The sequence below is a fragment of the Halopseudomonas sp. genome, assembly GCF_038130085.1.
Lineage (GTDB): Bacteria > Pseudomonadota > Gammaproteobacteria > Pseudomonadales > Pseudomonadaceae > Halopseudomonas.
Genome location: NZ_JAYPMU010000001.1, coordinates 145,027 through 164,612, shown reverse-complemented (window position 1 = coordinate 164,612; position 19,586 = coordinate 145,027). Strand labels below are relative to the sequence as shown.

The window sequence follows — 19,586 nt, the reverse complement described above, 5'->3', positions numbered from 1 at the left end:
CTGGATAATAACCAAGCAAAAAGGTAGGGCTTTATTCGTGTCGCCGCATCCCTTACACTTGCACCCTCAGGTCATTGAGCAAGAGGCATTTCATGGCAGGCATTACCTTTACCAAGGCAGCAGAAGAGTATTTGGCCGATCTGCTGTCCAAGCAGGACACCGAGGGCGTAGGCATCCGGGTGTTTATCACTCAGCCGGGCACCCCGTACGCCGAGACCTGCATTGCCTACTGCAAGCCCGGTGAAGAAAAGCCTGAAGACCGTCTCTTGGCGCTAGATTCTTTCAAGGTATTCATCGATGCGGTCAGCGAGCCGTTTCTGGAAGAAGCGTTGGTCGACTTTGCCACCGACCGCATGGGTGGGCAGCTGACTATCAAGGCGCCCAACGCCAAGGTTCCGATGGTCAATGACGACAGTCCGCTGAATGACCGCATCAACTACCTGCTGCAGACTGAGATCAATCCGGGTCTGGCCAGTCATGGTGGTGATGTGAAGCTGGTTGATGTAGTAGAAGGCGGTATTGCCATTCTGCAGTTTGGCGGCGGTTGCCAGGGCTGTGGCATGGTCGATGTCACGCTGAAGGAAGGTATTGAGAAAACGCTGGTTGCGCGGATTCCGGAAATCAACGGTGTGCGTGACGTTACCGACCATAGCGTTACCGAGAATGCCTACTGCTGATAAGCCCTTGTCCTTCCTGGCATGACTGGCGCTATACTGCCGTAACCGGGCTGGCATCCTGCCAGTCCTTGAGTTTACGGTTTGGCGAGGCTTGTTATGGCAGGGGTACTGGACACGGTCGATCAGCGAACTCGCCTGGTAGGTGAGAACCGGCTCGAAATATTGCTGTTTCAGCTGGCCGGTCCGCAGCTGTTCGCCCTCAACGTCTTCAAGATTCGCGAAGTTCTTACGTTACCTGCTCTGACGCAGATGCCGCAGCGCCACCCGCACGTGGTCGGCGTGATTCATCTGCGCGGTCAGACCATTCCGGTTATTGATTTGTCTGGTGCTATTGGCCTGCAACCGCAAAAGGTCGAGCCGGACAGCACCATTATCGTCACGGAGTACAACCTCTCTGTTCAGGCTTTTCTGGTGCGTACAGTTGATCGCATTCTGAATCTTAATTGGGATGCGGTGCAGCCGCCGCCGCGCGGGGCGGGGCGTGCGCACTACCTGACGGCAATCACACGACTGGAAAATATGCGGCTGGTCGAAATCATTGATGTAGAGAAGGTGCTGGCCGAAATTGTGCCGTTCAACACCCGCGTCAGTGATGCGTTGTTGGAAGATCCGCTACTCGAGCGTGCCCGCGGGCGCGAGGTGCTGGTAGTGGACGATTCGCCTACCGGGGTTAATCAGGTGCGTGACACGCTGGCCCAGTTGGACCTCAAGCTGCATGTCGCAACCGACGGCCTGAAAGCCTTGAAGATGCTCAAGGCGTGGGCTGACGCGGGTGAAGATATTAATGAGCGGCTGCTGATGGTGATCACCGACGCAGAGATGCCCGAGATGGACGGCTATCGCCTGACGACTGAAATTCGTCAGGATCCGCGTCTGAAAGACCTGTACGTAGTCTTGCACACGTCGCTGTCCGGTAACTTCAACAAGGCGATGGTTGAGAAGGTTGGCTGTGATGGCTTTCTTTCCAAGTTTCAGCCCGACCAGTTGGTGGAAACCGTACGCACCCGACTGCAGCGTTTGGAATCCTGATCGCTGGCTCAAATGAAAAGGCCTCTTGCCTGCGCGGCAAGAGGCCTTTTTTATGGCTCCAGATAGCGCTCATGCTGCTCCATGACCGGTTGCTGGATGCCGAGTTTCTGGCCGTAGATAACGGCATAACTCAGTACGCTTTGCACGTACTTGCGGGTCTCGTCGAACGGGATCGCCTCAATCCAGACGTCTGCCGGCAGGCTGCCCATGCCGCGAGTCCATTGACGTACTCGTCCTGGGCCGGCGTTGTAGGCGGCAGAGGCCAGTACCCGGTTGCCGCTGAACTGCTGGCTCAGCCCTGACAGGTAGGCTGCGCCGAGCGCGATGTTGCGTTCAGGGATCAGTGCGTCCGCGTTGCCAGAATAGGGTATGGCGTAGCGGCGTGCGGTCTCGCGCGCCGTGGCTGGCATCAGCTGCATCAGGCCCATGGCGCCGGCATGGGAGCGGGCGTCGGCCATAAAGGCGCTTTCCTGGCGCGTGATGGCGTAGACCCAGGTGGAGTTTATCTGGCGCGCTCGGGCCTGATCCTGAATGGGTTGCTGGTAGGCCATCGGGAAGCGGATATCCAGATCGTCCCAGTATTGCGCCTGGCTGATGCCGCGGATGGCCGGGAAGTACCAGGCCATTTCGTTGGCGAGCACCGCCTGGGCAATCAATTGCTCGCGATTGAATCGCTCTCCGGCGTGGTACCACTCGCGGCGTGCGCTGATGACATCGTTGCGGTTGAGGAACTCACGAGCGCGCAAGATGCCCGGGTCCTGTTGCACGCTGCGCATGACATCGTCGGCGACGCTCGCGCGCTGGTGATTCAGGGCGTAAGGCTGGCGAGCACGCTCGGCGGCGAGGAAGCCGTAAAAATCCCGCTCCTGTGCCAGCGACTTGTATTCGCTGACCAGTTCGCCGGCGGCGCTGGACGATAGCTGGGTGCTGCGCAGACGCCAGTACTGCCAGCGGCTTTGTTGCGCCAGCGACGCTGGGAGTTGCTGGGTTAGCTGGCGCGCGGTATCCCACTGGCGGGTGCGAAGCGCCAGACGGACGCGCCACTCGCTGACTTCGTCATCCTTCATCTGGGGATCGTTGGCAGCCATGAAGGGCAGGGCAGCGGGGTCGACCTTCTTGGCCAGGCGCACGCCGATATCGCGGGTGATCGCGAGACGATCCTCTTCGCTGTAGGGCAGGTCCTTGTAGTCGGGCCACAGACCGAGTGCTCCGCTGGCGTCATCACGACCCATGCGGCGCAACGCGACGGTGGCGATGTCGGTCATCTGCTTGCTCGGCAGGTTGCGGTAGCGAGCGGTGTCGCGCAGCTTGGTTGGCTGGGTGGCGGTATCGACAAACAGGGTTGCGAGGGCCTGGTTCTGCTGCACTAATTTGGCCAGGTAGCGCGCAAGGGCGTCCTGACGGTACAGCAGGGCAAGCCGGATGCGCTGCCAGACGATCTCGTCGGTCAGGCCCCCGGCGGCACGCCAGCGCTCGAACAGTGGGTCGCAGGCGTTGGGTTGGGAGCGGCCAACGGTCCAGAGCGCCTGTGCCTGCTGCATCGCGCCGGTGCGATCGCCAAGGTCCCACTGGTGCATGGCGCGGCGACAGTCCTGGCTGGCGTTGCGGTCGGCTTCGAGGTAGTGCTGATCGAACAGGTTCCACTTACCTTCGCTTGTCAGGCGGGTCAGCCAGCGGTCTTTCAGACGTGCGGCGAATGGCAGGTCGCTGTGTTTGTCGACGAAGTCGGCCAGGTCGCTGTCGGAGGCCGTAGCGAAGGTCTGGCTCAGGTAGGCCTGGCGTACGTAAGGGTAAAGAACGTAGTCACGCAGGCCCGGTTCCAGTTGCCGGAACTGGTCCCACTGCTGTTTTTCGATGCTGCTGAGCGCGCGGTCATAGGCCAGTCGCTGGCTTTCGATGCGGCCGCTGGCTTGAGCAAGGGCCGGCAGCAATAACGCGGCTACGAGGGTACGGCAAACTACTGAACGGATGTGGATGCGCATGATGATCCTGCCGCAGGGCGGCGTGGTGCAGTTGAACGTCAGCTGCTCGTCGCGAACGCGACGGACGACAAAGCTGTCTGCTCAGCTTAGCGGTTTGGTTGATGGCGGCAAAGGGGCGCTTTTGTTAATTGCTGTGTAGCGGTTATCGGGCGCCTCGGCAAAGGGTAGAATGTCCGGCTTGATAGCCAACAGGTGATTTATGCCGCTGCTCTCGTTTTCCGATGTTTCGCTGGCCTACGGGCTCAATCCGTTGCTCGACAAGGTCGGCTTTCAGCTCGACCGTGGCGAACGGGTCTGCTTGATTGGACGCAACGGCGCAGGCAAATCCAGCCTGTTCCGCCTAGTGACTGGTGAGCAGGTGCCGGACGAGGGGGAAATCTGGTTTGCTCCGGGGCTGAAGATCGGTCAGCTGCCGCAGGAACTGCCTGCTGCTGATGACAAGACGGTCTACGACGTGGTTGCCTCGGGTTTGGCTGGCGTGGGTGAACTGCTTGCCGATTACCATCACCTGATCACCGGCGAGATGGGTGACGCCGAGCTGGCGCGTCTTGAGAAGGTTCAGGTGCAGTTGGAGGCCAAAGACGGCTGGCGACTGGACCAGTTGGTTGATACCACGCTGACCCGTCTGGGCTTGCCGGCTGACAAGCAGATGTCTGAATTGTCCGGCGGCTGGCGCCGCCGGGTGCTGCTGGCGCAGGCGCTGGTGGCCGAGCCTGATGTGCTGCTGCTGGATGAGCCGACCAACCACCTGGATATTCATACCATTGCGTGGCTGGAATCGGTGCTGCTGGAGTTCCGTGGTGCGGTGCTGTTTATTACCCACGACCGTGCCTTCCTGCAGGCACTGGCGACCCGGATTCTGGAGCTGGACCGTGGCCAGTTGATCGACTGGCAGGGCGATTACCGCAGTTTCCTTGAGCATAAGGAGCAGCAGCTGGCTGCTGAAGCTACGGCCAACGCGTTGTTCGACAAGAAGCTTGCTCAGGAGGAGGTCTGGATTCGCCAGGGCATCAAGGCCCGTCGGACCCGTAATGAAGGCCGTGTACGTGCCCTCAAGGCCATGCGTGAGGAGCGTGCTCAACGCGTCGAGCGCCAGGGCAAAGCCAGCTTTCAGCTGGAAACGGCCGAGGCGTCAGGTAAGCGGGTTATCGAGGCGGAGAACGTCAATTTTGCGTGGCCGGATCGGTCGCCGCTGGTGCGTGACCTGTCGCTGAACGTGATTCGTGGCGATCGCATCGGCCTGATTGGCAATAACGGCTCGGGTAAGAGCACGCTGCTCAAGCTGCTGCTGGGTCAGCTGCAGCCGACCAGTGGCCGGATTCATAGTGGTACCCGGCTGGAAGTCGCTTACTTCGACCAGTTGCGTGATCAGTTGGACCCGGAAAAGACGGTCATCGACAACATTTCCGAAGGGCGCGATTTTATCGAGATCAATGGCGATCGTCGGCACATCATCAGTTACCTGGGAGACTTCCTGTTCTCTGCGGAGCGGGCGCGAACCCCGGTAAAGGCATTGTCTGGCGGTGAGCGCGCACGCCTGTTGCTGGCGCGTCTGTTCAGTAAGCCCGCCAACATGCTGGTGCTCGATGAGCCGACCAACGATCTTGATGTGGAAACGCTCGAGTTGCTGGAAGAGGTGCTCGCCGGGTTCGATGGCACTGTGCTGATCGTCAGCCACGACCGAGCGTTTCTCGACAACGTGGTGACCAGCAGCCTGGTGTTTGAAGGGCAAGGGCGGGTGCGCGAGTACGTTGGTGGTTATGCGGACTGGTTGCGCCAGGGCGGCAGTGTGGATCAGCTGGCGGAGTGGGGTGAGAAAGCACAGCCGCAGAGCGCGCCAGTTGCTGCGTCTGCCCCCGAGCCGGTTGCGGCGGCGCCGGCGGCAGCTGGCAAGACCAAACTCAGCTACAAGTTGCAGCGTGAGCTGGATGGGCTGCCTGCCGTGCTGGAAAAGCTGGAGGCCGAGCTGGATGCCTTGCAGGCGCAGGTCGGTGATCCTGAGTTCTATCTGCAGTCACATGAGGTTACTGCGCCAGTGCTGGCGGCGGTTGAGGCCAAGCAGGCCGAGCTGGATGCGGCGATGGAGCGCTGGGCCGAGCTTGAGGATATGGCTGGCGGTTAATCAGGGCAGTACAGGGTGGGCCGTAGCTTCGGCCCACCCTCTGTGGTCTGGGTGGGAAGGGAGCTCAGCTCTTCTTGCCAAGGCGAACGGCAATGACGTCACAGGGTGCGCCGTGCAGTACGTCGTTGGCAGTGGACCCCAGTAACAGAGCCAGACCATGGCGGCCGTGACTGCCGACGACGATAAGGTCGCAGTCCTGCTCGGTAGCGATTCGGTGGATTTCCTGCCGGGGGTGGCCGAAGGCGATCTGCAATTGCTCCTCCGGCAAGCCGTAGTCGGCAGCAAACAGCTGCATCCGCTCTTTCGCCTGTTCGAACTGCTGCTGTTGCAGCATGGACAGGTCCATCGGCACGTCTCCGCCGTAGGCCATTGCCAGTGGCTCCACTACATGCAGCAGGGAAAGCTTGGCGTTCAGGGCATTGGCCAGCTGCAATGCGTGGTCGGCGACAGCGCGACACTCTTCAATCAGGTCTACTGCTACCAGCACGTGTTTGTACAGCATTGGCTCTTTCTCCTTTTTTTGCAGCGATACTAGCAGTCTTGGAGAGCTGCGTGCAGCCCGTTTCTATGCTCTATCCTGCAGGCTGCCAGCCAAAGTCTTGTGAATAAGCATAGCGCTGATCCTAGGGTGCTAACAGTCACCTGTCTGGGCTTATTTGTCTGCTCTTCGGTGGTGCGTGCGCTCACTCAATGCGCCGTTCTCGGGCGTGCTACTGATAAAGTTGGCGCATTGTGTTGGGTGTTTCTGTTTTTGTTATCTGTTTGTTTTTTAAGGTGTTTGTTCTATTTTTACGTGGTTTTAGCGTGGTTTTGTTTGGCCTTGTGCCACGTCTCCCAATTGACAATAGAGGCGAATTCACAGAAGGTGTGCGCACCGAATCAAACGGTCGTATGAATTTTTGATTCAGCGTATCACCCGATTATCGGGATCGTTCATGACACTGGTGGGCTGACGTGTCGGCAAAGGCACGCGGCTGGCCGGTGTTTCTCATGTGCTTTTCATAGCGTGGAGATCAGTTGATGATTTACGAAGGTAAAGCCATCACGGTTCAAGGCCTTGAAGACGGCATCGTCGAGCTCAGATTTGATCTGCAGGGCGAGTCGGTCAACAAGTTCAATAGCGCCACTCTGTCCGAGCTGCAGGCGGCGGTAGAGGCCATCCAGAACAATGCCGATGTTACCGGTGTTGTTGTCACCAGCGGCAAGGACGTATTCATCGTCGGTGCCGATATCACCGAATTCGTAGGCACGTTCAAGCTGCCGGAAGAAGATCTGGTTGCCGGTAACCTGGAAGCCAACAAAATCTTCAATGCATTCGAAGATCTGAATGTACCCACTGTCGCTGCCATCAACGGCATCGCGCTGGGTGGTGGTCTGGAAATGTGTCTGGCTGCTGACTTCCGCATCATGGCCGCAAGCGCAAAAATCGGTCTGCCGGAAGTCAAGCTGGGTATCTACCCGGGCTTCGGCGGTACCGTGCGTCTGCCGCGTTTGATCGGTGTGGACAACGCCATCGAGTGGATCTGTGGCGGTGCTGAGCAGCGTGCAGACAAGGCTCTGAAAATCGGTGCTGTCGATGCTGTAGTGGCTGACGACAAGCTCAAGGCCGCTGCTATCGACGTCATCAAGCGCGCCATCGCTGGCGAGCTGGACTACAAGGCCAAGCGTCAGCCCAAGCTGGAAAAGGTCAAGCTGAACACCATCGAGCAGATGATGGCGTTTGAAACCTCCAAAGGTTTCGTTGCTGGCCAGGCTGGTCCGAACTACCCGGCACCGGTTGAAGCGATCAAGACCATCCAGAAGGCGGCTAACCACGGTCGCGAAAAGGCGCTGGAAATTGAAGCTGCCGGTTTTGCCAAGCTGGCCAAGACCTCGGTTGCTGCCAGCCTTGTAGGTCTGTTCCTGAACGACCAGGTGCTCAAGCACAAGGCCAAGAAGTACGACAAGGAAGCTGGCGATGTGAAGCTGGCTGCCGTACTTGGCGCAGGCATCATGGGTGGCGGTATCGCTTACCAGTCTGCGGTTAAGGGCACGCCGATCCTGATGAAGGATATCCGCGAGGAAGGCATTCAGCTGGGTCTGGACGAAGCGTCCAAGCTGCTGGGCAGCCGCGTTGCCAAGGGCCGCATGAAGCCCGACCAAATGGCCAAGGCGCTGAACGCTATCCGTCCGACCATGTCTTACGGCGACTTCAAGGAAGTTGACCTGGTGGTTGAAGCGGTTGTCGAGAACCCGAAGGTCAAGCACGCGGTGCTGGCCGAGGTTGAAGGCCAGGTTGGTGAAGACACCATCCTCACCTCCAACACCTCGACCATCTCCATCACGTACCTGGCCGAGGCGCTCAAGCGTCCGGAAAACTTCTGCGGCATGCACTTCTTCAACCCGGTACACATGATGCCGCTGGTTGAGGTTATCCGTGGTGCGAAGTCCAGCGACAAGGCTGTTGCCACTACCGTCGCTTACGCCAAGAAAATGGGCAAGACGCCGGTTGTCGTCAACGACTGCCCCGGCTTCCTGGTTAACCGTGTTCTGTTCCCGTACTTCGGTGGCTTTGCTCGCCTGATCGGCATGGGCGCGGACTTCCAGCGCGTTGACAAGGTCATGGAAAAGTTCGGCTGGCCGATGGGCCCGGCTTACCTGATGGACGTTGTCGGCATGGACACCGGTCATCACGGCCGTGACGTCATGGCTGAAGGCTATCCGGATCGCATGGCTGACAAGACCCGCACCGCTGTCGACGTCATGTATGACGCTGGCCGCCTGGGTCAGAAGACCGGTAGCGGCTTCTACGCCTACGAGATGGACAAGAAGGGCAAGCCGAAGAAGGTGGTTGATGCGAAGGCTTACGAACTGCTGAAAGAAGTGGTTCTGGAGCAGCGCGAGCTGACCGACGAGGAAATCATCGAAATCATGATGGTTCCGCTGTGTCTGGAAACTGTACGCTGCCTGGAAGACGGCATCGTTGAGTCCGCGGCTGACGCAGATATGGGTCTGATCTACGGCATCGGCTTCCCGCCCTTCCGTGGTGGCGCCCTGCGTTACATCGACACCATCGGCGTGGCGGAATTCGTCGCCATCGCTGACAAATACGCCGAATTCGGCGCCATGTACGCACCGACTGAAAAGCTGCGTGAAATGGCGAAGAACGGTCAGAAATTCTTCGGTTAACCGCGGAACGTACAGAGCGAGAGTAAATCTATGAGCCTGAATCCGAGAGACGTCGTAATTGTCGATTTCGGCCGCACCCCGATGGGCCGTTCCAAGGGCGGCATGTATCGCAACGTGCGTGCTGAAACCCTGTCCGCCAACCTCATCACTGGCGTACTGGCACGTAACCCGAAGATCGATCCGGCAGAAGTTGAAGATGTGATCTGGGGCTGTGTAAACCAGACCCTGGAGCAGGGTTGGAACATCGCGCGCATGGCGTCGCTGATGACCCCGATTCCGCACACCAGTGCTGCGCAGACTGTCAGCCGCCTGTGCGGTTCGTCGATGAGCGCACTGCACACCGCCGCTCAGGCGATCATGACCGGTAACGGTGATGTGTTCGTCGTTGGTGGTGTCGAGCACATGGGCCACGTCAGCATGATGCACGGTGTTGATCCGAACCCGGCCATGTCGCTGTATGCCGCCAAGGCGTCCGGCATGATGGGTCTGACTGCTGAAATGCTGGGCAAGATGCATGGCATCACCCGCGAGCAGCAGGATGCCTTCGGTGAGCGTTCTCACCGTCTGGCGCACAAGGCCACTGTCGAAGGCAACTTCAAGGATGAAATCATCCCGATGGAAGGCCACGACGAGAACGGCTTCCTGAAAGTGTTCACCACCGACGAAACCATTCGTCCGGAGACCACTCTGGAAAGCCTGGCTGCCCTGCGTCCGGCGTTCAACCCGAAAGGCGGTACCGTTACTGCGGGTACCTCCTCGCAGATCACTGACGGCGCTTCCTGCATGATCGTGATGTCTGCCGAACGCGCTCAGGCCCTGGGTCTGGAGCCGCTGGCTGTCATCCGTTCCATGGCGGTTGCGGGCGTTGATCCGGCGATCATGGGTTACGGCCCGGTTCCGTCCACCAAGAAGGCGCTGCAGCGCGCTGGCCTGACCATGGATGACGTCGACTTCGTTGAACTGAACGAAGCCTTCGCCGCCCAGGCTCTGCCGGTCCTGAAAGACCTGAAGTTGCTGGACAAGATGGACGAGAAGGTGAACCTGCACGGCGGCGCGATCGCCCTGGGTCACCCGTTTGGCTGCTCCGGTGCGCGTATCTCCGGCACCCTGCTGAACGTCATGAAACAGAACAGCGGCACCATTGGTATCTCTACCATGTGCGTTGGTCTGGGTCAGGGTATCACCACGGTCTTCGAGCGCGTCTGAAGTCAGTAGGTGTTACAGGAAGCCGAGGCCTTGTGCCTCGGCTTTTTTATTGATGCTGTCAGTGGGCAGAGGAGGTTCAACAATGCGTCCCGGGCGCTATCGGCACTATAAAGGAAAGGACTATCAAGTCATTGGTCTGGCGCGGCACTCTGAGACCGAGGAGCAGTTGGTTGTTTATCGAACGCTGTATGGCGAGTTCGATCTTTGGGTAAGGCCGCTGGCCATGTTCAATGAAGTGGTTGAGGTTGACGGGGAGTCACATCCGCGCTTTACCTTTATCAGCGAAGACGTGTAGGCTCTGGCCCCTCCAGTCCATCCGGCAATCTGCCGAGCGATGTGGCTGAGTCGCCAGTTTCGAGTTCAGTTCGGGTCAGGAAAACAAGTATCCATGGGAAAAGCACTGGTCATTGTGGAGTCGCCAGCCAAGGCCAAGACAATCAACAAGTATCTCGGCAACGAGTATGTGGTGAAGTCGAGTATCGGCCATATTCGCGACCTGCCCACCAGCGGCAGTGGCAAGACCGAAAGCAAACCCAAGGGTGGCCGTAAGGTCGCCGCCAGCGAGCAGGAGAAGCAGCAGAAGGCGCGAGCCCAGTTGGTCAAGCGCATGGGTGTCGATCCTGAGAACGACTGGAAAGCGCACTACGAAATCCTGCCCGGCAAGGAGAAGGTCGTCGACGAATTGCGTCGTCTGGCCAAGGATGCTGACACCGTCTATCTCGCAACGGACTTGGACCGCGAAGGGGAAGCCATCGCCTGGCACCTGCGCGAGAGCATCGGCGGCGACGACTCGCGCTACAAGCGCGTGGTGTTCAACGAAATTACCAAGAAGGCCATTCAGGAGGCCTTCTCCGAACCCGGTGAGCTGGATATGAACCGGGTCAATGCCCAGCAGGCGCGTCGCTTTCTCGACCGCGTAGTGGGTTACATGGTCTCGCCATTGCTGTGGCAGAAAATTGCCCGTGGCCTGTCGGCTGGCCGTGTGCAGTCGGTAGCGGTCAAGCTGATCGTTGACCGTGAGCGTGAAATCCGTGCTTTTGTACCAGAAGAGTTCTGGGAAGTTCATGCGCGCCTCAATACGCCCAAAGCTGAAAGCGTTCGCTTTGAGGTGGTAAAACAGAACGGTGAGACCTTCCGTCCGACCAACAAAGCGCAGACTGACGCGGCGTTGGCTGTGCTGGAAAAAGCGGCGTACAAGGCCGTCAAGCGCGAGGACAAGCCGACCAGCTCGCGCCCCAACGCGCCTTTTATCACCTCAACGCTGCAGCAGGCTGCGAGCACGCGCCTGGGCTTCAGCGTCAAGAAAACCATGATGATGGCCCAGCGTCTTTATGAGGCTGGTTACATCACCTATATGCGTACCGATTCGACTAATCTGTCGGCGGACGCCATTGCGATGGCGCGTGGCTATATCGAAAGCAACTTTGGCGAAGCCTATTTGCCGGAGAAGCCAAACCTGTACAGCAGCAAGGAAGGAGCGCAGGAAGCGCACGAAGCAATCCGTCCTTCCGACGTTAAGCTCAAGCAGACCGACCTCAAGGGTATGGAGCGCGATGCTGAGCGCCTGTACGAGCTGATCTGGCGTCAGTTCGTGGCCTGTCAGATGACGCCGGCCAAGTACCTGTCGACCAGTATCCAGGTGGCTGCTGGCGAGTTTGAGCTGCGTGCCAAGGGCCGTATTCTCAAGTTTGATGGTTATACCCGTGTGATGCCGCAGCAGGGCAAGGGTGGCGAAGACGAGGTGTTGCCGGAGATCAAGGTCGATGACGTTCTGGCGCTGCAGGGCCTGGATCCCAAGCAGCACTTTACCAAGCCGCCGGCGCGCTACGCCGAGGCGAGCCTGGTAAAGGAGCTGGAGAAGCGCGGTATCGGTCGCCCATCCACTTACGCGTCGATTATTTCGACGATTCAGGATCGTGGCTACGTCACTCTCAACAACCGCCGGTTTTATGCGGAGAAGATGGGCGACATCGTCACTGAGCGCCTGAATGAAAGCTTTCCGAACCTGATGGATTATGGCTTCACTGCAAAGATGGAAGAGTCGCTGGATGACGTGGCTCACGGTGAGGTGCTTTGGAAACAGGTGCTGAACAACTTTTACGCCGATTTCAGTGCCAAGCTGGGTGCCGCGTCTGCGTCTGGCGAAGACAAGGGCATGCGCGCAAATCAGCCCACGCTGACCGACATCCCGTGCCAGGACTGCGGTCGGCCGATGATGATTCGCACCGCCTCGACCGGTGTGTTTCTCGGCTGTTCCGGCTACGCGCTGCCGCCGAAAGAGCGTTGCAAGGCGACCATCAATCTGGTGCCGGGCAACGAGGTGGCAGCGGATGATGAAGAGGGCGAGTCGCGCGTACTGCGTGGCAAGCACCGCTGTGCTATTTGTGGTACCGCCATGGACAGTTACCTGATCGACGAGCGGCGCAAGTTGCACGTCTGTGGTAACAATCCGGACTGTTCGGGTTTTGAGATTGAAGCGGGTCAGTTCAAGATCAAAGGCTACGACGGCCCGACGCTCGAATGCGACAAGTGCGGCAGCGAAATGCAGCTCAAGACCGGGCGTTTCGGCAAGTATTTCGGTTGTACCAGCAGCGAGTGCAAGAACACCCGCAAGCTGTTGCGCAACGGCGAGGCTGCGCCGCCGAAGGCTGATCCAGTGCCGATGCCAGAGCTCAAGTGCGAGAAGGTCGACGACGTCTATGTGCTGCGTGACGGTGCCTCCGGCCTGTTCCTGGCGGCAAGCCAGTTCCCGAAAAACCGGGAAACTCGGGCGCCATTGGTCAAGGAGTTGATTCCGCACAAGTCGGAGATCGATCCGAAGTATCATTTCCTGCTCGATGCGCCAGTGGCTGATCCGGACGGTAATCCGACCGTCGTGCGCTATAGTCGCAAGACTAAAGAGCAGTATGTGCAGACCGAGGTTGAGGGTAAGCCCACAGGATGGCGGGCATTCCATGATGGCAAGCGGTGGTCGGTGGATGACGGTCGCAGCAAGAAGGCCAAGCGGTAAGGCAGGCAACCATGGCTAACGAAGTCTATACCCGCACCAATCAGGCGTTGTACTTTGCTCGCCGGGCTATCGAATCCTGGCAGCAGGCGGAGCAGAGTGATGCGATCGATGCGCTGACGCAGGCGCAGTACCATCGTGAGCATGCGGTGTTTCACCTGTATCGGGGTGTTCTGGCGCTGATTCATGAGGTTGCGGATCGCTACCGCTGGCCGCTGGTCGATGCGCGTGATGTGGAGGGCGTGTTGATTCCCTCCGTGGTGACGCGTTTTCCCGGCCCTGAATTGGCTGAGTTGACCGAGTTGGCCGACAACTCGGAAACTTGGCTCGCGGGTGTTATTGCTGCCTGGCAACGCCTGCAGGCGCCGCCGCAGCCTGTCGATAACTCGACCAACTCTCTGATTGCTACCAGTGCTACTCCTGTCGCCGAATGGACCAGCGGGCAGGCGGAGGAGGCGTTGCAGGAAATTTCCCGTCGCGTACGGGCCTATCGGGACGGCATGCAGGAGTGGTGACGGCGGGATCGCGGATGCCCTGAATGCGGCGCTGTGTTACACTGCGCGCAGTTCAGACAGGAGATCTCCGCAATGCCTTCACCCTTCCTTGAAATCGTCGAGCTCGCCAACGGCAAGGTTGCTCTGCGCCGTTCCGACGAAGAAGGTGAGCCGTTGGTGGTGATCGAATTCTCCCGCGATGCGCGCGAGTATCTGCAGGAAAGTTATATCGAAGTTGCCAAGGCAATGATCAGCGCTGGTATGCAGGCAGCGGGTCAGATGATGGATGAGGACGATGGCGACGACGAGGTTATTCCTGAAAGTCGCGTTCTGCACTAAGTGATTTTGGACGTGCCATGAGCACCAGAAAGGCCAGCAGCTAGCTGGCCTTTTTTGTATCTGCTCTCAGCCAAGGTGAACGTTCAGGCTCTGGCAGCGACCGACCTGCGCCGCACGCTCGAGGCGAGGGGCTACGCAGCTGTCGCGGTCGAGCCAGCTGACGACGGTATGGCTGCCGCCCATCTTGAGCAGGTCACAGCAGAGCTTAAGGCTATCCATGCCAGCCTTGGAGCGCACAATCATGATGCGCTGAGGGTCGAGGTTGGCCCCTCGCAGCCACTGTTGGCTAACCGAGGCAGGCGGGTCGATCAGCGTAAGCCAGCGGCGGCAGTCCTTCTGGCTTAGTTCGCGCAATACCGGAGCCAGCCACTGCAAGCATTGACGGGCGCTGCCTTGCAGCGTCATCTCGCTGTAGCTGCCGTCCGGCTCATCCTCTTGCGGGCTGGCGTGAACGGGTTGCTCGAAGGCGTGGTGCTTGAGACGTGTCGCCATCAAGGCGTTATGAAACAGGTCAGTCTGAGTCAGGGTCTGTTGCTCGGTGCGGGCGTACTGCATGATCAGCTCCTCAGCGGCGGATAACTCCGACGCTTAAACCTTCAATGGTAAGTTCCTGTTCTGCGAGATCGACTTCAATTGGCTTGAAGTCCGGATTTTCTGCAATCAACGACACTTTGCGGCCCTGGCGTTGGAAGCGCTTGACGGTCACTTCCTCGCCGATGCGCGCGACGATGACTTGGCCATTTCGAGCTTCGCTGGTGCGGTGCACGGCCAGCAGGTCGCCATCCATGATGCCGATGTCTTTCATACTTTCTCCCTGAACGCGCAGCAGGTAGTCGGCGCGCGGGGTGAAAAAGTCGGGGGATATGCGGCAATGATCTTCGATGTTTTCCAGTGCCATGATGGGCGCGCCAGCGGCGACCCGGCCGATTACTGGTAACTGATCATCGTTTGCTTCGTTCTCTGACTCTGGCAGTCGGATGCCACGGGATGCGCCGGGGATCATCTCGATTGCGCCTTTGCGGGCTAGCGCGCGCAGGTGGTCTTCGGCGGCATTGGGCGATTTGAAGCCCAAGGTTTTGGCGATGTCGACCCGGGTCGGCGGATAGCCATTGCTGTCCATGTATTCCTTGATGAATGCCAGAACCTGCTGTTGTCGCGCGGTTAGTTTCTGCATCGCGGTTAGCCTGTGTTTTTATCCAGTATCTGGGATTATATACAGTTGTTTTGTCTCGGCAACCCCCAATGTTGATGCCGTTTACTTGAGCGGATTGATAAAGGAGTGGGAGAGTGGCGCGACTGATTGGCGCGGGGAGCAGGCTTGGGGTTGACACTAAATTCGTTTTAAACGTATGTTTGAAACGATTGTTTGTCTCACTGGGGGAGCGCATGGCGCAGTCCGACACGGTCAAGCGAATTCTTGACGCCGCTGAACAGCTTTTCGCCGAAAAAGGTTTTGCTGAAACCTCTCTGCGCCTTATCACCAGCAAGGCGGGCGTAAATCTGGCCGCCGTTAACTATCACTTCGGGTCGAAGAAGGCGCTGATTCAAGCGGTATTCGTGCGCTTCCTTGATCCATTCGTCAGCAGCCTTGAGAAAGAGTTGGACTTGCGTGAGTCGCGGGACAAGGACACGCCGCTGACGCTCGAGGCTCTGCTGGAGATGCTGGTGCATCAGGCGCTAGCAGTGAAGCCGCGTAGTGGTAATGACCTTTCTACCTTCATGCGCTTGCTTGGTCTGGCATTCAATCAGAGCCAAGGCCATTTGCGCAAATACCTCAGTGAAGTGTATGGCAAGGTATTTCAGCGTTATATGCAACTTCTGGTCAGTGCGGTGCCGGGCATACCTCCGCAGGAGTTGTTCTGGCGCGTGCACTTTATGCTTGGTAGTGCAGCGTTCACCATGTCGAGCATGAAGGCGCTGCGGGCCATTGCGGAAGCCGAGCTGGGCGAGCCTCGTCCCGTAGATGATGTCTTGCGCCTGATGGTGCCTTTCCTGGCCGCAGGCATGCGCGCTGAAAGCGCTGCGCTTGCGAGCCCCGAAGTGGTGGCACTCTAGGCTGCATTTACCTGCGCTGCGCTGTCCGCTAAGGTGTGCGCAGCGCCGGAGGTGACATGCAGCTTGATCATATCCATATTTCCCTGAACGATCAGACGCTAATCGGCTACCGCGCCGGTGAGCCGGTCTGTCGCTATATCGTTTCTACTGCACTTAACGGGCCTGGCGAGCAGGAGGGGTCCGGATGTACGCCGCGCGGTGCCCACCGCGTGCGTGCGCGCATTGGCGATGGTTTGCCGCTGGGTGCGGTGTTTATCGGCCGGCGTCCTACTGGCGAGATTTGGTCGCAAGCGTTGGCGGATCGGTTCCCGCAACGGGACTGGATCCTGACGCGTATTCTCTGGCTCTGCGGCGAGCAGGTCGGATTCAATCGTGGTGGTCGGGTCGATTCCCAGCGCCGCTATATCTATTTGCATGGTACTGGTGACGATCAGCCGATGGGTGAGCCGCTTTCTCATGGCTGCATCCGTCTGCGCAATGCCGACATGCTGGAACTGTTCGAACGCACACCGGTCGGTTGTAGCGTTCAGATTGATGCGCTTTGAGGGCGCGTTACCGTATTCAGGAGAAGTAATATTGAAACAGGGTGCCTTGATGTTGGATCTGCCTGGCCTTTGGCTGGAAGCAGAGGATCGGCAGTTGTTGCGTCAACCGGAAGTCGCCGGCTTGATCTTGTTTGCGCGCAATACCGAGTCGCCCCGTCAGGTTGCTGAGCTCGTGCGCTCAATCCGCAAGGAGCGTCCGGACATGCTGATTGCGATTGACCAGGAAGGTGGGCGGGTCCAGCGCTTGCGCCGCGACGTACTGCGCTTGCCGGCGTTGGCGGATGTGGCTGCGGTTGACGACGGCCGTGTCGAGTCTGTCGCCCAGGCGGCGGCCTGGGTTATGGCGACGGAGATGCTCGCTTGCGGTATCGATATCAGCTTTGCACCTGTCCTGGACCTTGATTACGGCCGTAGCCAGGTGATTGGTAACCGTTCGCTGGGTGGCGATCCTGCGCGGGTTGCGCGGCTGGCGGCCGCCTATATCGATGGTTTGCACGCGGCGGGTATGGCCGCTACCGGCAAGCACTTTCCGGGGCACGGCTGGGCTGAAGCGGACTCACATTTTGCGCTGCCGGTCGATGAGCGCCCGCTGGATGAGATTCGACGTACTGATCTCGTGCCCTTTGCGGCGCTTGCGGGCAAACTCGATGGGATTATGCCGGCGCACGTTGTGTATTCGCAGGTCGATGCCTTGCCGGCTGGTTTCTCGACCCGCTGGCTGCAGGACATTCTGCGGGCGGAGCTGGGTTTTGATGGGGTTATCTTCAGTGACGATCTGACCATGGCCGGTGCGCATGCGGTTGGCGGTATGGCTGAACGGGTTGATGCGGCGCAGGCGGCGGGTTGCGACATGTTGCTGATCTGTAATGATCGTGCGGCGGCGGAAGAGGGCTTGGTGCACGCGCAGAAGCAAGGTTTGCAATGCCCGGCCCGGATCGCGCGCATGCTGACGTGCACACCGGCCGGTGTTGACTACCGTGCGGCGCCTGAGTGGCATCAGGCAGTTTCTTTGTTGAGGGAGTTTGATCTGGTTTGAATGACTTCATTGAACAGCTGCCGGAGCAGCTGCAGCTTGAGCAGCTTCCGCTGATTGGCGAGGCCTGGATCTATCATGTGTTTGCCGTGGTGCTGGCATCGTTGGTGAGCGCCTACATCGCCAAGCGTGTGCTGGATCACATGCAGAAACGTGCAGAGAAAACCCGCAATATTTGGGACGACGCCCTAGTGGGCGCGGCGCGTCGGCCAGCCTGGGTGCTGATCTGGAGCATGGGGCTGATGTGGGCGGCTCGGATTACTGCGGTGCAGATGGACGAGAGCCTGGCGCACGTGCTTGATCAGGTACAGCGCGTGCTGCTGATAGTGCTATTGACCTGGTTCATTTTGCGCATGATGCAGCAGGTCGAGCGGCGCCTGGTGGACCCCTATTATCGCGAGACGCCGGCTGACCAGACCACCGTTAGCGCGATAGGCAAGCTGCTGCGGGCTTCAGTGGTCATTACCGCGGCGCTTGTGGTGCTGCAATCGCTGGGTTACAGCATTTCCGGGGTGCTGGCATTCGGTGGTATTGGTGGTATTGCCGTTGGCTTTGCTGCCAAGGATCTGCTTGCCAACTTCTTCGGCGGCTTGATGATTTATCTTGATCGTCCGTTCGTGGTCGGTAACTGGGTGCGCTCGCCGGATCGCAATATCGAAGGGACGGTTGAGGAGATCGGTTGGCGCCTGACGCGGATTCGCACGTTCGACAAGCGTCCGCTGTATATCCCCAATGCAGTGTTCGCCAACATTGTGGTGGAAAACCCCTCGCGCATGACCCATCGGCGGATCTACGAGCATATCGGCATTCGTTATGACGATATCAAGCGCATGGAGCCGATCGTGGCCGACGTGCGCAAGATGCTGCAGAGTCACGCGGATATCGATCAGGAGCAGACGCTGATGGTGTTCTTTGATCGCTGTGCGCCGTCTTCGGTCGACTTCTTTATTTACTGCTTCACTACGCCAGTCTGGGCTGAATTCCATCGCGTGAAAGAAGATGTATTGCTCAAGATTCTGGCCATTATCGAGAAGCATGAAGCGCAGGTCGCGTTCCCGACGTCGACCATTCATTTGCCGGATGCGCTCGAGTTGCGTAGTGCTCAGGATGCTGGCGGGCGGCTGCGTGAGTCTGCGCGTGAGCTGCAGGAGAACGACGCGTGAGCGGAACTTGGGGCGTTATCGGCGGTACCGGCCTCAGTGCGCTGGACGGGCTGGAGATTGAGGGCGAAGACCAGGTTCAGACGCCGTGGGGAGAGCCGTCAGCACCCGTGGTGCGAGGGCGCATCGGTGGACAGTTGGTCTGCTTCCTGGCGCGCCATGGTCACCCGCATCGTATACCGCCGCACCGGGTGAACTATCGCGCCAATATCTGGGCCCTGCGTGAAGCCGGTGTTGATCGCATCATTGCGGTCAACGCGGTCGGCGGGATTCATCCAGCGCTGGGTACCGGTGCATTCTGTGTGCCGGACCAGCTGATTGATTACACCTGGGGGCGGGCCTCTACGTTCTTCGAGGATGATCTGGAGGCGGTGACGCATATTGACTTCACCTCGCCTTACGACGAGTCGTTGCGTCAGCAATTACTTGGAGCGCTCCGTGCGCACGGGCATCAGTGCCTCCCTGGCGGCGTCTATGCTGCGACCCAGGGGCCTCGACTGGAGACGGCGGCGGAAATTCGGCGGCTCGAGCGTGATGGTGCTGATCTGGTGGGTATGACTGGCATGCCGGAAGCCGCATTGGCTCGAGAGCTGGATGTGGCGTACGCCTGTCTGGCACTGGTGGTGAACCCGGCTGCCGGTAAGGCGACGGAGGTGATCACCATGGAGGCGATTGAAGCGGTTGTTCATGCCGGGATGCAGCAGGTTAAGGCGGTGCTGCAGCAGGTTCTCAAGGCCTCACCGCGCGCCTGAGCGCGCGGTGGTCGTCC

At 59.1% G+C, this 19,586-nt stretch carries 18 protein-coding genes; 14 read left to right on the top strand and 4 right to left on the bottom strand.

Features of this window, described 5'->3' with window-relative positions; genetic code table 11:
* Window positions 1-92: 92 nt before the first annotated feature.
* Window positions 93-677 carry a Fe-S biogenesis protein NfuA gene (gene nfuA, locus AAFM31_RS00775; RefSeq protein WP_341705985.1) on the top strand — a complete coding sequence of 195 codons (585 nt, stop codon included), beginning with the start codon at window positions 93-95 and terminating at the stop codon, window positions 675-677.
* 96 nt (window positions 678-773) lie between these two features.
* Window positions 774-1,706, top strand: a complete 933-nt coding sequence (locus AAFM31_RS00770) for a chemotaxis protein CheV (protein ID WP_341705984.1) — start codon at window positions 774-776, stop codon at window positions 1,704-1,706.
* A gap of 50 nt (window positions 1,707-1,756) precedes the next feature.
* On the opposite strand, the gene AAFM31_RS00765 is transcribed toward AAFM31_RS00770, so the two are convergent.
* Window positions 1,757-3,688, bottom strand: coding sequence for a transglycosylase SLT domain-containing protein (locus tag AAFM31_RS00765; protein WP_341705983.1), 1,932 nt, complete (start codon window positions 3,686-3,688; stop codon window positions 1,757-1,759).
* A 199-nt stretch (window positions 3,689-3,887) separates the two neighbouring features.
* On the opposite strand from AAFM31_RS00765, the gene AAFM31_RS00760 reads away from it, so the two are divergent.
* On the top strand, window positions 3,888-5,810 hold the full coding sequence (locus AAFM31_RS00760; protein ID WP_341705982.1) for an ATP-binding cassette domain-containing protein: 1,923 nt from the start codon (window positions 3,888-3,890) through the stop codon (window positions 5,808-5,810).
* A gap of 64 nt (window positions 5,811-5,874) precedes the next feature.
* Here AAFM31_RS00760 and AAFM31_RS00755 read toward each other — a convergent pair whose 3' ends face one another.
* Entirely contained in the window at window positions 5,875-6,312 is a 438-nt protein-coding gene (locus AAFM31_RS00755) for a universal stress protein (protein WP_341705981.1), read from the bottom strand.
* Between the two features lie 518 nt (window positions 6,313-6,830).
* Here AAFM31_RS00755 and fadB point away from each other — a divergent pair.
* The 6 genes from fadB (at window position 6,831) to AAFM31_RS00725 (ending at window position 14,024) form a co-directional block, all read left to right on the top strand.
* A complete protein-coding gene (gene fadB, locus AAFM31_RS00750) occupies window positions 6,831-8,978 on the top strand; it encodes a fatty acid oxidation complex subunit alpha FadB (RefSeq protein WP_341705980.1) in 2,148 nt (715 codons plus the stop codon).
* A gap of 30 nt (window positions 8,979-9,008) precedes the next feature.
* On the top strand, window positions 9,009-10,184 hold the full coding sequence (gene fadA, locus AAFM31_RS00745; RefSeq protein WP_341705979.1) for an acetyl-CoA C-acyltransferase FadA: 1,176 nt from the start codon (window positions 9,009-9,011) through the stop codon (window positions 10,182-10,184).
* A gap of 82 nt (window positions 10,185-10,266) precedes the next feature.
* Window positions 10,267-10,479, top strand: coding sequence for a DUF1653 domain-containing protein (locus AAFM31_RS00740; RefSeq protein WP_211287094.1), 213 nt, complete (start codon window positions 10,267-10,269; stop codon window positions 10,477-10,479).
* 93 nt (window positions 10,480-10,572) lie between these two features.
* A complete protein-coding gene (topA, locus tag AAFM31_RS00735; protein ID WP_341705978.1) occupies window positions 10,573-13,194 on the top strand; it encodes a type I DNA topoisomerase in 2,622 nt (873 codons plus the stop codon).
* 11 nt (window positions 13,195-13,205) lie between these two features.
* Window positions 13,206-13,706 (top strand): DUF6586 family protein, encoded by a 501-nt coding sequence (locus AAFM31_RS00730; protein WP_341705977.1) that lies wholly within the window; start codon window positions 13,206-13,208, stop codon window positions 13,704-13,706.
* 72 nt (window positions 13,707-13,778) lie between these two features.
* A complete protein-coding gene (locus AAFM31_RS00725; protein ID WP_341705976.1) occupies window positions 13,779-14,024 on the top strand; it encodes a hypothetical protein in 246 nt (81 codons plus the stop codon).
* Between the two features lie 66 nt (window positions 14,025-14,090).
* Here AAFM31_RS00725 and sulA read toward each other — a convergent pair whose 3' ends face one another.
* Window positions 14,091-14,579: an SOS-induced cell division inhibitor SulA gene (gene sulA, locus AAFM31_RS00720; protein ID WP_341705975.1), complete on the bottom strand. Its 489-nt coding sequence runs from the start codon at window positions 14,577-14,579 to the stop codon at window positions 14,091-14,093.
* Window positions 14,580-14,589: 10 nt separating this feature from the next.
* The gene (lexA, locus tag AAFM31_RS00715; protein WP_341705974.1) at window positions 14,590-15,198 is read right to left on the bottom strand and encodes a transcriptional repressor LexA; all 609 of its coding nucleotides are present in this window, start codon (window positions 15,196-15,198) and stop codon (window positions 14,590-14,592) included.
* Between the two features lie 212 nt (window positions 15,199-15,410).
* Here lexA and AAFM31_RS00710 point away from each other — a divergent pair, with 212 nt between their 5' ends.
* Genes AAFM31_RS00710 through AAFM31_RS00690 form a run of 5 tightly spaced genes read left to right on the top strand, consistent with a single transcriptional unit; the run spans window position 15,411 to window position 19,569 of the window.
* Window positions 15,411-16,079 (top strand): TetR family transcriptional regulator, encoded by a 669-nt coding sequence (locus AAFM31_RS00710; RefSeq protein WP_341706140.1) that lies wholly within the window; start codon window positions 15,411-15,413, stop codon window positions 16,077-16,079.
* 56 nt (window positions 16,080-16,135) lie between these two features.
* Complete coding sequence (locus AAFM31_RS00705) at window positions 16,136-16,624, top strand: L,D-transpeptidase (protein ID WP_341705973.1); 489 nt, start codon at window positions 16,136-16,138, stop codon at window positions 16,622-16,624.
* Window positions 16,625-16,673: 49 nt separating this feature from the next.
* Entirely contained in the window at window positions 16,674-17,660 is a 987-nt protein-coding gene (gene nagZ, locus AAFM31_RS00700) for a beta-N-acetylhexosaminidase (protein WP_341705972.1), read from the top strand.
* Entirely contained in the window at window positions 17,657-18,820 is a 1,164-nt protein-coding gene (locus tag AAFM31_RS00695; RefSeq protein ID WP_341705971.1) for a mechanosensitive ion channel family protein, read from the top strand. The genes nagZ and AAFM31_RS00695 overlap by 4 nt, the downstream gene beginning before the upstream one ends.
* Window positions 18,817-19,569 (top strand): S-methyl-5'-thioinosine phosphorylase, encoded by a 753-nt coding sequence (locus AAFM31_RS00690; RefSeq protein ID WP_341705970.1) that lies wholly within the window; start codon window positions 18,817-18,819, stop codon window positions 19,567-19,569. Before AAFM31_RS00695 ends, AAFM31_RS00690 begins: the two co-directional genes overlap by 4 nt.
* Window positions 19,570-19,586: the final 17 nt, after the last annotated feature.

What these genes read in the sequence shown, in the direction of transcription:
- nfuA (WP_341705985.1), top strand. Translation starts at nt 93, where the DNA reads ATGGCAGGCATTACCTTTACCAAGGCAGCAGAAGAGTATTTGGCCGAT.
- AAFM31_RS00770 (WP_341705984.1), top strand. Translation starts at nt 774, where the DNA reads ATGGCAGGGGTACTGGACACGGTCGATCAGCGAACTCGCCTGGTAGGT.
- AAFM31_RS00765 (WP_341705983.1), bottom strand. Translation starts at nt 3,688, where the DNA reads ATGCGCATCCACATCCGTTCAGTAGTTTGCCGTACCCTCGTAGCCGCG.
- AAFM31_RS00760 (WP_341705982.1), top strand. Translation starts at nt 3,888, where the DNA reads ATGCCGCTGCTCTCGTTTTCCGATGTTTCGCTGGCCTACGGGCTCAAT.
- AAFM31_RS00755 (WP_341705981.1), bottom strand. Translation starts at nt 6,312, where the DNA reads ATGCTGTACAAACACGTGCTGGTAGCAGTAGACCTGATTGAAGAGTGT.
- fadB (WP_341705980.1), top strand. Translation starts at nt 6,831, where the DNA reads ATGATTTACGAAGGTAAAGCCATCACGGTTCAAGGCCTTGAAGACGGC.
- fadA (WP_341705979.1), top strand. Translation starts at nt 9,009, where the DNA reads ATGAGCCTGAATCCGAGAGACGTCGTAATTGTCGATTTCGGCCGCACC.
- AAFM31_RS00740 (WP_211287094.1), top strand. Translation starts at nt 10,267, where the DNA reads ATGCGTCCCGGGCGCTATCGGCACTATAAAGGAAAGGACTATCAAGTC.
- topA (WP_341705978.1), top strand. Translation starts at nt 10,573, where the DNA reads ATGGGAAAAGCACTGGTCATTGTGGAGTCGCCAGCCAAGGCCAAGACA.
- AAFM31_RS00730 (WP_341705977.1), top strand. Translation starts at nt 13,206, where the DNA reads ATGGCTAACGAAGTCTATACCCGCACCAATCAGGCGTTGTACTTTGCT.
- AAFM31_RS00725 (WP_341705976.1), top strand. Translation starts at nt 13,779, where the DNA reads ATGCCTTCACCCTTCCTTGAAATCGTCGAGCTCGCCAACGGCAAGGTT.
- sulA (WP_341705975.1), bottom strand. Translation starts at nt 14,579, where the DNA reads ATGCAGTACGCCCGCACCGAGCAACAGACCCTGACTCAGACTGACCTG.
- lexA (WP_341705974.1), bottom strand. Translation starts at nt 15,198, where the DNA reads ATGCAGAAACTAACCGCGCGACAACAGCAGGTTCTGGCATTCATCAAG.
- AAFM31_RS00710 (WP_341706140.1), top strand. Translation starts at nt 15,411, where the DNA reads ATGGCGCAGTCCGACACGGTCAAGCGAATTCTTGACGCCGCTGAACAG.
- AAFM31_RS00705 (WP_341705973.1), top strand. Translation starts at nt 16,136, where the DNA reads ATGCAGCTTGATCATATCCATATTTCCCTGAACGATCAGACGCTAATC.
- nagZ (WP_341705972.1), top strand. Translation starts at nt 16,674, where the DNA reads ATGTTGGATCTGCCTGGCCTTTGGCTGGAAGCAGAGGATCGGCAGTTG.